This window comes from Streptococcus sp. 23.2 (genome assembly GCF_016648665.1).
GTDB classification, from domain to species: domain Bacteria; phylum Bacillota; class Bacilli; order Lactobacillales; family Streptococcaceae; genus Streptococcus; species Streptococcus salivarius_E.
On record NZ_JACLQJ010000006.1, the window covers coordinates 1 to 12,523 of the forward strand.

At 38.1% G+C, this 12,523-nt stretch carries 15 protein-coding genes; 2 read left to right on the forward strand and 13 right to left on the reverse strand.

Translation table 11 applies throughout. From position 1 onward, the window contains the following. Positions 1-366: 366 nt before the first annotated feature. The 3 genes from hpf to H7T98_RS04520 form a co-directional block, all read right to left on the reverse strand. Entirely contained in the window at positions 367-915 is a 549-nt protein-coding gene (gene hpf, locus H7T98_RS04510; protein WP_002883786.1) for a ribosome hibernation-promoting factor, HPF/YfiA family, read from the reverse strand. Between the two features lie 78 nt (positions 916-993). Beyond that, positions 994-1,656, reverse strand: coding sequence for a ComF family protein (locus H7T98_RS04515; protein WP_195519981.1), 663 nt, complete (start codon positions 1,654-1,656; stop codon positions 994-996). Then, positions 1,637-2,956, reverse strand: coding sequence for a DEAD/DEAH box helicase (locus H7T98_RS04520; protein WP_195519980.1), 1,320 nt, complete (start codon positions 2,954-2,956; stop codon positions 1,637-1,639). The genes H7T98_RS04515 and H7T98_RS04520 overlap by 20 nt, the downstream gene beginning before the upstream one ends. A gap of 54 nt (positions 2,957-3,010) precedes the next feature. On the opposite strand from H7T98_RS04520, the gene H7T98_RS04525 reads away from it, so the two are divergent. Together H7T98_RS04525 and cysK are read left to right on the forward strand one after the other, a co-directional pair. Continuing rightward, positions 3,011-3,637, forward strand: a complete 627-nt coding sequence (locus H7T98_RS04525; protein WP_201061365.1) for a YigZ family protein — start codon at positions 3,011-3,013, stop codon at positions 3,635-3,637. A 101-nt stretch (positions 3,638-3,738) separates the two neighbouring features. After that, on the forward strand, positions 3,739-4,665 hold the full coding sequence (gene cysK, locus H7T98_RS04530) for a cysteine synthase A (protein ID WP_002883742.1): 927 nt from the start codon (positions 3,739-3,741) through the stop codon (positions 4,663-4,665). Between the two features lie 149 nt (positions 4,666-4,814). Here the strand turns inward: cysK and H7T98_RS04535 are convergent, their stop codons facing one another. From H7T98_RS04535 to upp, 10 genes are all read right to left on the reverse strand, one after another. Next, positions 4,815-5,474: a CBS and ACT domain-containing protein gene (locus H7T98_RS04535; RefSeq protein ID WP_201061367.1), complete on the reverse strand. Its 660-nt coding sequence runs from the start codon at positions 5,472-5,474 to the stop codon at positions 4,815-4,817. A 134-nt stretch (positions 5,475-5,608) separates the two neighbouring features. Beyond that, positions 5,609-6,319: an ABC transporter ATP-binding protein gene (locus H7T98_RS04540; protein ID WP_002883761.1), complete on the reverse strand. Its 711-nt coding sequence runs from the start codon at positions 6,317-6,319 to the stop codon at positions 5,609-5,611. Beyond that, entirely contained in the window at positions 6,319-7,083 is a 765-nt protein-coding gene (locus tag H7T98_RS04545) for an ABC transporter ATP-binding protein (RefSeq protein WP_195519979.1), read from the reverse strand. Before H7T98_RS04545 ends, H7T98_RS04540 begins: the two co-directional genes overlap by 1 nt. Positions 7,084-7,085: 2 nt before the next feature. Further along, a complete protein-coding gene (locus tag H7T98_RS04550; protein WP_037600371.1) occupies positions 7,086-8,036 on the reverse strand; it encodes a branched-chain amino acid ABC transporter permease in 951 nt (316 codons plus the stop codon). A 3-nt stretch (positions 8,037-8,039) separates the two neighbouring features. Then, complete coding sequence (locus tag H7T98_RS04555) at positions 8,040-8,924, reverse strand: branched-chain amino acid ABC transporter permease (RefSeq protein ID WP_002890014.1); 885 nt, start codon at positions 8,922-8,924, stop codon at positions 8,040-8,042. 43 nt (positions 8,925-8,967) lie between these two features. Beyond that, positions 8,968-10,143, reverse strand: coding sequence for an ABC transporter substrate-binding protein (locus tag H7T98_RS04560; protein WP_014633924.1), 1,176 nt, complete (start codon positions 10,141-10,143; stop codon positions 8,968-8,970). 154 nt (positions 10,144-10,297) lie between these two features. Beyond that, positions 10,298-10,579: a DUF2129 domain-containing protein gene (locus tag H7T98_RS04565; RefSeq protein WP_014633923.1), complete on the reverse strand. Its 282-nt coding sequence runs from the start codon at positions 10,577-10,579 to the stop codon at positions 10,298-10,300. Next, positions 10,572-11,021 carry a YlbF family regulator gene (locus H7T98_RS04570; protein WP_080611199.1) on the reverse strand — a complete coding sequence of 150 codons (450 nt, stop codon included), beginning with the start codon at positions 11,019-11,021 and terminating at the stop codon, positions 10,572-10,574. The genes H7T98_RS04565 and H7T98_RS04570 overlap by 8 nt, the downstream gene beginning before the upstream one ends. An 85-nt stretch (positions 11,022-11,106) precedes the next feature. Beyond that, entirely contained in the window at positions 11,107-11,697 is a 591-nt protein-coding gene (gene clpP / locus H7T98_RS04575) for an ATP-dependent Clp protease proteolytic subunit ClpP (protein WP_070655552.1), read from the reverse strand. A gap of 173 nt (positions 11,698-11,870) precedes the next feature. Next, positions 11,871-12,500, reverse strand: a complete 630-nt coding sequence (upp, locus tag H7T98_RS04580; RefSeq protein ID WP_002883819.1) for a uracil phosphoribosyltransferase — start codon at positions 12,498-12,500, stop codon at positions 11,871-11,873. Positions 12,501-12,523: the final 23 nt, after the last annotated feature.

The following is a 12,523-nucleotide window of genomic DNA, read 5'->3' on the forward strand; positions in this document are numbered from 1 at the left end:
ATTCTTGTAAATTGACAGGTTATAATTTCTTCTATCATAACCCTGCACTTGGTTTCTTATTCAGTTCTCAAAGGTCTTTGTCTCTCTCAAGACAACTCCTACATTCTAGCAAATCTAGAATAGCTTGTCAACACTTTTTTTGAAGTTTTTTACTTCTCGTGTTCGCCACCCCTTCCGAAGCAGCTTATTTATAATATCATCTCTGACTTATCTTGTCAATAACTTTTTTAAAGTTTTGGAACCTTTTCAAGTTTGTGGCAAGTCTGTTAAGACAACTTTTATATCTTAACACCCAAATAAGTTATTGTCAATAGGGTTTTGCAAAAAAATAAAGGAAGCATGTCTCTCAACCTACTTCCTTTTTTATTACTTAGCTTCAATCAGACCGTAGTTACCGTCTTCTCGTTTATAGAGAACATTAGTTGTATGATCTTCGCTATCAGTATAGATAAAGAAGTCATGACCCAACAATTCCATTTGAAGGATAGCTTCTTCAACATCCATTGGTTTCAACTCAATGTTTTTAGTTCTTACAACTTCAACAGCTGGTGCTTCTTCAACTTGTTCGTTATTAAAATCAGCTGAGAATACTTCTCCTGTTGGAACTTTTTCACGATGCTTACGTGCAATTTTTGTTTTGTTTTTACGGATTTGTCTTTCAATCTTATCAACCACTAGGTCAATAGAACCATACATATCTTGCGAAACATCTTCTGCTCTTAGTGTTACAGAACCTGTTGGAATGGTAACCTCTACTTTAGCTGTCTTTTCGCGATAAACCTTAAGATTTACACGTGCATTCAATTCTTGGTCTTCGTTGAAGTATTTTTCAACTTTGCTAAGTTTACTTTCAACATAGTCACGAAGTGCTTCAGTTACTTCGATGTTTTCGCCACGGATACTATATTTAATCATAAAAGACCTCTTTCTCGCTTGTTAGCGTTTTCTTTATCTTTATTATATCCTTTTCATGAAAATTTGCAAGGATTTTTATTATCTAGCTAGTGAAAAGGTCAAAACTTCTTTAATACCTATACCTTCTAACAGTTGAACCATCTGATATAAAGTGGAACCCGTTGTATAGATATCATCCACTATAATAATCTTATCTGGTAGATTTATACCTTCCTTGAGACAGAAGGCATTATCTTGATTTAGACGCTCCTCGCGTGTTTTTGAGGATTGCTTCTCAATATCTCTTTTCTCAAAGATATCCCGATAGGAAATTCCCTCTATCAATCCCTCAACTTGGTTGAATCCTCTTTCTGCCAAGCGTTCTTCCGATAATGGGACTGGCACTATGGTATAACCTTTCTTCAAAAATGGTTTTAAGTTGTTTTTAATATCTTGTTGAAATATTTTTCTAAGACAATAGTCTCCCATAAATTTATAGCGACTAAAATACTCTTTCATATTTTCTTCATATCGATAAATAGCAAGGTGCTTAGGAATATAGCCTTTTTTCATCCAAAGTTTACAATCAATACAAGCATCTCCATATAACTCTTTATTACAATTTTGACATCTTTCTTTTGAGAGGTTTTTAAACTGATGTTTACAAGATCGGCAAAAGTACTCCTTTCTTTGGTTAAACATAATAAGGTCTCTTAATTTTGGTAGTGATTCAATCCAATCATTACATAGCAGACACTTCATTGTTAAACCCTCCTTTTTTATTCATAGCTTTTATCTCTTCTCGACACCGAAGCATTGATTTGGATAGTCCTTCATGAAAGAAATAAAGCTTTCCTGTCGGTCTATCTGGTGATCTTCCAACTCGACCTCCAATCTGAATAAGACTCGAACTAGTGTATAAGTGATGATTTGCCATACAAACAAAAACATCTACTTGTGGAAAGGTTACACCACGTTCGAGGATAGTTGTTGTCACTAAGATAGACAGTTCTTTTTCTCGGAACTTCTCTACGATAGTTGAACGCTCCTCGCTTTTTGAGGAAACAAAGGCCATTTTTTCATCTGGAAGATATTTTTGTAGAATACTTGTAAACTTTTCACCTATCGCTATATTTGGAAAGAAGATTAATAGAGGAAATTTTGATTTACGTTGCTTTTTAATCTGATAAAGAAGAGGTCTTGGAAGCTTGCCTCTTGTCAGAGATTTTTGTAATCTGCCCTGCCAGAAGAATTTAGGAAGTACTAAAGGATTTCCATGGAAACGTCTAGCAAGGTGATGTTTTTCTAAAGTCCCAAGTCGAACTTGCTCTTCTAAAGATAATGTTGAAGTCGCTGTTAAGTAAATAAATCGACCGGTTTCGGTCTTCGCCTGTTCTACAGCATGATTTAACATGACATTTCCTACAAAAGGATATGCGTCTACTTCATCTACAATAACTAAGTCAAAACTCTGGTAAAACTTTAGTAGTTGATGTGTGGTAGCTATTACAAGCGGACTACCATCATATGGTTCACTCTCAGCATGAAGCAGGGAAATACTACAAGTAAAATCCCTTTTCATACGTAGAAATAATTCTCGACAAACATCAACCCGAGGACTTGCGATAGCTACATGACCTTTATTTTCAAGAACATAGGCAACGATGTTATAAATCATTTCTGTCTTACCAGCACCGGTCACAGCATGTACGAGACTATCTTTCTGTTTTTGATAAGTTCTCAAAAGTTTCTCTGAGACCTTAGCTTGATAGGGAGTCAGTTCTCCAAACCACTTCAAAACAGGAAATTCAATTTCTGATGTTTTGGAAGGAAAATAATAAAGTTCTTTTCCTTCTTGGTTTCTACCAAAGACAATACATGCTCTACAATAATACTGACCTCCCGGTAATTGCCAATCTTCCTCTATCCGACTGTAACATCTTTTACATCTAAGTTGTTTATCGACCTTTATCATACTTTCTAATGTTAAAGCCTCTGGGTGATAGTTCACTGGCAACTGCTCTTTCGTAAATAGTCGTCCATAATATTCTTTAGGTACCATATCTTTCTATTCGAAAATATGTTTGAATTCATCTTTTTATGATAAAATTTTTTTATGGATTACAAAACTATTGCCAACGATGGAATCGTTGAAGAAGAAATAAAAAAATCTCGTTTTATTTGTCACTTGAAACGTATCAGCCGTGAGGAAGAAGGAAGAGAATATATCGCTCAGATTAAGAAACAGCATCACAAGGCCAATCATTCTTGCTCTGCAATAATCGTTGGTGATGATGGCCAAATTAAGCGTTCCAGTGATGATGGTGAACCTTCTGGAACAGCTGGGGTTCCTATGCTTACTGTTCTAGAAAAACAAGGTCTTACTAATGTCGTAGCAGTTGTGACTCGTTATTTTGGAGGAATCAAGCTTGGGGCAGATGGTCTTATCCGAGCTTACTCTGGTAGCGTTGCCCATGCTATTGAAGAGATTGGCCGAGTTGAAGTCAAGGAATTAACAGGACTAACCGTAGAGTTAACCTACTCTCAATACCAAGTCTTTTCCAACTTCCTTGAAAAAGAAGGACTCCAAGAATTTGATACAACTTTCTTATCAGATGTTTCTACTACTTTATTTGTCGAAGAGTCTGAGATTGAAAGACTCGGTCAGGAACTAACCGAATTCTATCAAGGGAAAGTTACTTATGAAAAATCTGGAAAGAAAATCGTTGAAATTCCTATCTGATAGTCAAACGTTATCACAGTGATAAAGAAGATGTATTTTACAAGTTGGCCCTACCGTCGTATACTTAGAACCATCAATCAAAGATTAAGAGGATTTTAAATATGACAATTTACAACTCAATTACCGAACTTGTTGGAAAAACACCTGTTATTAAACTTAACTCTATTGTTCCAGAAGGGTCAGCAGATGTTTACGTTAAACTCGAAGCATTCAACCCTGGTTCTTCAGTAAAAGACCGTATTGCTCTTCGTATGATTGAAGATGCTGAAAAAGCTGGTACGATTAAACCTGGTGATACCATTGTTGAACCAACTTCAGGTAACACTGGTATCGGTCTTGCTTGGGTCGGTGCTGCTAAAGGCTATAAAGTTGTTATCGTAATGCCTGATACAATGAGTGTTGAACGTCGTAAAATCATCCAAGCTTATGGAGCTGAGCTTGTTTTGACTCCTGGTAGCGAAGGAATGAAGGGTGCAATTGCTAAGGCTAAAGAAGTTGCTGCTGAACGCAATGGTTGGGTACCTCTTCAATTTGCTAACCCATCAAACCCAGCTGTTCATGCGGCTACAACTGGCCAAGAAATTCTTGAAGATTTTGGTGCAGAAGGTTTGGATGCTTTTGTTGCTGGTATCGGTACTGGTGGTACTATTTCAGGTGTTTCAAAAACCCTTAAGGCTGCCAATCCAAATATCAAGGTTTATGGTATCGAAGCTGACGAATCTGCTGTCTTGAATGGTGATAAACCAGGACCACACAAAATCCAAGGTATCTCAACTGGTTTCATTCCTGACACATTGGATACAAAATCATATGACAGTGTTGTGCGTATTCCTTCTGATGAAGCTATCGCAACATCACGTACATTGGGTAGCCAAGAAGGTTTCCTAGCTGGTATCTCATCAGGTGCTGCTATTGCTGCTGCCCTAAAGGTTGCCGCTGAGCTTGGCGAGGGCAAAAAAGTCTTGACACTCTTGCCTGACAATGGTGAGCGCTACCTCTCTACAACACTTTACGATTTTCAAGACTAATAAAAAAGAAGCTGGAGCATAATGCTCTAGCCTCTTTTTATTGTATAAAGTTAAACCTGTAGTTCATTAATTACTAGAAAAAGTAAGGATTTTAATCTTATTTCCACTGAACTGTTCCTACAAACTTTCTGTTTTTTTTATCCTTGTTATTAGTCTAACTCTTTTGCTTCTGTTTCTGCAATTTCAGTAACTGTAAATCCTGATTCTACAAAAACCTTCTTGAGTTGTTCAATCCCAATCTCTCCTTCAACTTGAAGTTCAACACGAAGCACAGTGTCATTTTTAGGGGCAACAATTGTACGTTCGATGTTGAGATTCTCACTAGCAATAAGGTTCGCAATTTTTTCCAAAACACGTGGAGTATCTGTAACTTCCAACCCAATACGAATTCCAGCTTGACCATAACCGGAAATTTCCAAGAAAGCACGAAAGACATCTTTATCTGTGATAATTCCTGAAATTTGGTCATTGTCCACAACTGGAAGGACTCCAACCTTATTTTGAAGCATGATATAGATTGCATCCTCAAGGCTAGCATATTTGGAAACAGTAAGGACATTCTTGATCATGATATCTCCTACTTTTGTCTTATTAAGGAGATAGTTCATTTCATAAATTGACAAGCTTGTTGCTTTTGATGGTGAGGCCTCCGCCATTGTACCTTCTGTAACAAGCCCAACAAGTTTATCGTGTTCAATTACTGGCAAACGGCGCAAACCTTTCTCACGCATAATATCTGCAGTTGCTGCAACTGTTGTTTCTGGTGAGACATAAACTACACGTTTCGTCATAAAATCTTTTACTGCCATGTTTCATTTTCCTCCGAATGATTTCTTACTTGTATTATACCACACTAAGTGAAACCGATTGCAATATTTTACTGAAAAATTAGTATTTCACAATCAGCATGAGACGATAGAAAAACGCCCTCGGGCGCTTTTTCTTATCCTCCAAGATAGGCTTTACGAACTTCATCTGATGCAAGAAGTTCTTCACCAGTACCTGAAAGAACCACTTTACCTGTTTCAAGAACATAACCGCGATCAGCAATTGACAAAGCCTTATTGGCATTTTGTTCAATCAAAAGAACTGTAGTTCCTTGCGCCTTAATATCTTCGATAATATCAAAAATTTCTTGAATAAAGATTGGAGCAAGTCCCATTGAAGGTTCATCCAAAAGCAAAAGTTTTGGACGGCTCATAAGGGCACGACCCATTGCAAGCATTTGTTGCTCACCACCAGAAAGTGTCGCTGCATCTTGATTCTTACGTTCTTCTAGACGTGGGAAACGTTGGAAGACTTTTTTCAAGAGAGCTGCGTTCTCTTCTTTATTTGTATGAAGGAAAGCTCCCATTTCAAGATTTTCCATTACGGTTAATCCTGCAAATACATGACGTCCCTCAGGTACTTGAGCCAAACCTTCGGCAACAATCTTACGTGCTGGTGTTTTGTGGATGTCGTTTCCAAGATAAGAAATGGTTCCCTCAGTTGGACGAACAAGACCTGAGATGGTACGAAGAATTGATGTCTTACCTGCACCGTTAGCTCCGATAAGAGTTACGACTTCACCTTCATTAACTTCAAAGCTGACGTTTTTTACAGCTTCGATCGATCCATATTTAATTGAGAGATTTTCAACTTTCAACATTGCCATTACGCTTCACCTCCCAAGTAAGCTTCAATAACGCGTTTGTTATTCTTAATTTCATCAGGTGTTCCTTCGGCAATCAAGCGTCCATATTCCAAAACATAAATACGTTCAGTAACATCCATGACCAAACTCATATCGTGCTCAATCAAGATGATGGTAATTCCGAAGTCTTTTTGAATTTGACGAATATGAGCAGTCAATTCAGCCGTTTCTTGTGGGTTCATACCCGCAGCTGGTTCATCAAGGAAAAGAATTTTTGGTTCTGTTGCAAGTGCACGAACAATTTCCAAATGACGTTGTTGTCCGTAAGCCAAGTTTTTCGCAAGTGTATCTGCCTCACCATCCAAATTGAAGATAGCCAACAGTTTCATAGCTTTTGCTTTTAACTCTTCTTCACTTGAATAGTACTTAGGCAAACGCAAAAGAGATGCAAAGAAATTTGAAGGTTGCTTATTTGATAAACCAACAAGAACGTTTTCAAGTACAGTCATGTCTTTGAAAAGACGGATATTTTGGAAAGTACGTGACAAACCGAGTGAAGCGATTTTATAAGGTGCTTTACCGTTTAGGACTGTACCATCAAGTGTAACAGTCCCTTTACTTGGCTCATAGACACCTGTCAAAAGGTTAAACAAGGTTGTTTTACCAGCACCATTTGGTCCGATAAGCCCAACCAACTCACCTTCATTAAGTTCCATTGAAACATCACCAACGGCAGTCAAACCACCGAAGTTTTTAGTCAGATTTTTAACTTCAAGAAGTGCCATTTTTATTTGCCCTCCTTAGATTTATTGAAGAATTTTGAGAGATAGAGTTCTTTTGTTCCAAGAAGTCCACCTGGACGGAAGAGCATTACAAGAATCAAAGCCAAGGCGTAAATAATCATACGAAGGTTTGAAACATTTTGTAGGAACATGTTGATAATACCAAGAACAACAGCGGCAATGATAGTACCTGTGATAGATCCAAGACCACCAAGAACGGCAATGATAAGGTAATCAATTGATTTCATGATGGTGAAGTCTTTTGGCACGACTGTACCGATGTAGCTGACATAAAGTGAGCCAGCAATCGCTGAAATCATGGCACCGATAACAAAGATAAGAACCTTCATTTTTGTGACATTAACACCCATTGACTCAGCAGCAATTTCATCTTCACGAAGAGTGATTGCTTGACGTCCAGTTGCTGAACGTAAGAAATTAAGCACCAAAATTGTAATGATTACCACAAAGAAATAAATTACAGGCCAACTAGTATAGGGAAGGATACCTGTCAAACCAGCGGCACCATTGGTCAATTCACCACCATTAACGATAATGATACGGATGATTTCAGCCATACCAAGAGTTGCAATGGCAAGGTAGTCACCTTTCAAACGAAGGGTAGGTAGACCAAAGATAAGGGCAACAATAGCTGCGATGATGACACCGACAACCATTGAGAGGTAGAAACCGTCATATGTTGGCATCATACCAGTGATGATAGCTGATGAATAGGCACCAATTGCCATGAAACCAGCTTGCCCAAGTGTAAATTGCCCTGAGAAACCAAGAACCAAGTTAGTACCAAGTCCCATAAGGATTGAGATTCCAATCCCCATTAAGATTTGGATATAGTAAAGGTTCATGATACCTGAAAGTTCAAGAGCTTTCAAAACAAGGAAGAGCCCAATGATAAGACCAAACCAAATAAGGTTTACTTTTAGATTTTTCTTCATGTCTTACACCTTCTCTTTCACATTTTTACCGAGGATACCCGCTGGGCGAACCAAAAGGATAACAATCAAGACACCATAAACGATGGCATCACGGTAACTTGACAAACCAATTGCAGTTGATAATGTCTCCAAAATACCGATAACAAATCCACCAAGTGCTGCACCAGGGATAATACCGATACCACCAAGAACAGCGGCAACAAAGGCTTTAATACCTGGCGTCATACCCATAAGAGGTTCGATAGAGTTATAGTAAAGACCAATAAGGACACCCGCTGCCCCTGCTAGTGATGATCCAAGAGCAAAAGTGAAGCTAATAGTGTTATTAACATTAATACCCATCAATTCAGCGGCATCACTGTCTACAGATACGGCACGCATAGCTTTACCCATCTTAGTCTTTTTAACAATCAATTGAAGAGCAACCATAAGCACAAGCGCAACTACCAAGATAAGCAATTGCACATTTGTTACAGAGATTGATCCAAGATGATAAGTCTCAATTGCAATCTTTTGAGGGAATGAACGTGTATCTGCCCCTACAAATAGAACCATGATGTACTCAAGGAAGAATGAGACACCGATAGCTGTAATCAAGGCAGAAATACGTGTCGAATTACGGAGCGGGCGATAAGCCAAGAACTCAATAACAACCCCTAAAATCGCACAGACAAGCATAGCAAAGACAAGGGCAACCCAGAAATTCATTCCAAGGCTATTAATCGCATAGTAACCAACGAAGGCACCCATCATATAGATGTCTCCATGGGCAAAGTTAATCAATTTGATAATCCCATAAACCATGGTATATCCAAGGGCAAGTAGGGCATAGATACTACCCAAGATAATACCATTGACTAGTTGTTGGGGAAGTTGTTCAAAAAACATATATAACCAAACTTTCTAGTTCATTTTCAGTATAGATAATAGATTATTTTTCAATTTCAACGGCTTCCGCTGAAACTTCTTCACCATTATCTCTTTTAACCATAAGAGCTGCTTTAATAGGGTTATGATCCTTATCAATCGTCATTTTACCAGTAACCCCGACAAAGTTTTTCAAATGTGCTAAGTTATCAGCAATATCAACTGATGTTTTCGCATCTTTAGATGCTTCTGCAATCATATAAACTGAATCGTACGCTAGAGCAGCAAACATATTTGGTTCAGTTTTGTAAGCTTTTTTATATGCTTCGATGAATCCTGATGCTTTGTCAGAAAGAGAAACATTTGTTGAATATCCTGATACATAGTAGACGTTTGACGCATTCTTTTTACCTGCAAGCTCAGTGAATTTCGCATCACTGAATCCATCAGGTCCAAGGATTGGTTTATCAATTCCAAGGTCACGTGCTTGTTTAGTGATAATACCAGTCTCAGTATAGTAACCAGGCATTACAATCGCATCATAATCAAGGTCTTTAAATTTAGTCAAAGCTGACTGATAGTCCTTGTCACCTGAAGCAAAGGTAGCTTCAGTAACGATTTTACCTTTATATTCACGCTTGAATTCATCTGCAATCCCCTTAGCATAATCCGAAGCATTATCATAGTAGAGAACTACTTTCTTAGCATTCAAATTACTGTAAGAATAAGCTGCCAAAACTTTACCTTGGTAGCTATCTTTAAAGGTTGTACGGAAAACAAATTTCTTAGCTCCGTTAGCATCTACCGTAAGGTCATCCTGAGTACCAGAAGGTGTCAACAAAGGAACCCCTGTTTTTTGTGATACGAGGCTAGCCGCAGCGACAGCACCTGATGTCGCTGGACCAACGATAGCATTTACATTACTCTGAATAGCCAAGTTCGTTGAAGAGGTTGAAGCTTCAGCGTTTTCAGATTTATTATCTTTTGTGACAAGCTCAAGTTTTTTGCCATCGACGCCACCAGCTTTGTTAATTTCATCAACAGCCAACTTAATACCATTTTGCTCTGCCTTACCATAGGCTGCAACGGCACCTGTCAACTCCATATTAACACCAATTTTGATGGTATCGCCAATCTTAGTACCATTGGCATTAGCAGTCACATCTGGTGACTTGCCACAGGCAACCAAGAAAATGGAAGCAAAAAAGGCTAACACAATAAGTGTGATCTTTTTAGACATAAGATTTCTCCTTAATATTTTCTTAAAAAAGTCCACCTTATAGCTTACAGAATTATCAGACAATTGTCAACTACACATAACTAAGCTTTAGCCACAGTAATCGTTTCCATTACTTTAAGAATAACTTTTTGAAAATAAAAAAACTTTTCTCCTATTAAAGAGAAAAGTTCTTAAACGGTTCAGGAACTGAGGTGTCGTAGCGTTCCAGACTACCTACAAAGTCCATATCAATATCAGAATAGTAGGAAGGCAGAACTTTTTTCACTGCTTTCATTCCATCGAGCTCTTTCAAAATATCCTCGACCTTGTCCTCATCTACATAAAGGTGCACATAACGCATCTTATAAGAATGGTAGACAACATCCCCAAACTTGGTAATTTTACGTAAGTCTCTATTGTAGTATAAATAAACAATAATGCCTTGACGCTTAATCATGACTCATTTTCTCCTTTATGTTAGTGTCTCCCTTTTTATGATGCGGTTTGTGAGGGGCAAGAGGTAGCCCAGAATCGATAAAAATCTGGTCTGAAACAGCTTGGGCAATCTCCTCACCAAGATTGGCTAAAATAGTCTGCAAATCGAACTCTGCCTGACGATAGCCAATAACCACCTCGTTCAAATCAATTTGGCGCTTCATTCGCAAAACCTGACGTTTCAACTCTCTCACATCTGGTCTAAAAGCCTCGTACTCCTTAGCAGTATCATAGCTATCCTTTAATTCCTGAAATGCAAAGAGTTGCTCTTGAAGTTCTCTGTCATTTTCGAATTTCTGGCGTTTCAAACGGTAATTTTCTACCTCAGGTAGCTTTAGAAAATACGAAACAAGACAATCTATAGCTTGATCAATAGCAAGCAACTCCTCATTGATTATTAACATGTTTTCTATTATAACACAAAAAGCCAGATGAAACGGTCCTTATACAACCGATTTGCATCTGACTTTTATTTAAGACAAGCTCAGTCTATTTTAATTGGTTATTAGCCATGATTTCATCGATAAAGCCATATTCAAGCGTTTCTTGAGCACTCATCCAATTGTCACGTTCAGCGTCTGCATGAACTTTTTCAATTGGTTGTCCAGAATTATCTGCCAAGATTTGCTCCAAGTTATTACGTGTCTTGAGCAAGTGTTCAGCTGCGATAGCCATGTCTGTTTGTTGCGTACCGCCACCAGTACCACCCATTGGTTGGTGAATCATGTACTCTGCATTTGGCAACATGAAACGTTTACCTTTGGTACCGCTTGAAGCGATAATTGTTCCCATAGATGCTGCCATCCCCATAACGATAGTCTGAACATCAGACTTGATGAAGTTCATTGTATCAACAATGGCAAGACCTGCCGAAACGGATCCACCTGGTGTATTAACATAAAGATAGATATCTTTTGTATTGTCTTGAGCATCCAAGAACAAAAGTTGGGCGATAATTGAGTTTGCCATATTATCTTCAACAGGACCTGTTAACATGATGATACGATCCTTGAGCAAACGCGAGTAAATATCATAAGAACGCTCACCGCGTGATGTTTGTTCAATTACTACAGGAATCATATGAATCCTCCTTTTAATATTGTCTTGATGCTATTATATGATTTTAGTCAAATTAGGTCAAATAAAAAACATCATTCTTAGCACTCTTTTGGAAAGAGTGCTAAACTCCCCTAAAATAATTTCACTTTAAACTTATTAATCTAGTAAAAAAAGGGAAATTTTCCCTTTTCAACTTATTTTGTACCAAAGAGACGGTCACCTGCATCTCCAAGACCTGGAACAATATAACCGTTTTCATTAAGTTTCTCATCCAATGATGCTGTGTAGATATCAATATCTGGGTGAGCATCTTGCAATTTTTTGACACCTTCTGGTGCTGCAACCAAGCAAACAAACTTGATATTAGCTGCACCACGTTTTTTAAGTGAGTCTACTGCCAAGATTGCTGAACCACCAGTCGCAAGCATTGGGTCCACTACAAAAATCTGACGTTGATCAATGTCTTCTGGTAATTTAACCAAGTACTCAACCGGCTCAAGAGTTTCCTCATCACGATACATACCAATATGACCAACTTTAGCTGCTGGTACAAGGCTAAGGAAACCATCGACCATACCAATACCCGCACGAAGGATTGGAACAATTGCCAATTTCTTACCAGAAAGTTGTTTTTGTACTGTTTTTGTAATTGGTGTTTGAATTTCAACCTCTTCGAGAGGAAGGTCACGAGAAACTTCGTAACCCATGAGCATAGCAATTTCATTAACTAGCTCACGGAAGTCCTTAGTAGAAGTATCCTCACGACGGAGGATTGAAAGTTTATGTTGAATCAGTGGATGTGAAATAACTTGAAATTTACCCATAATAGTTTCTTCCTTTGCTTTAT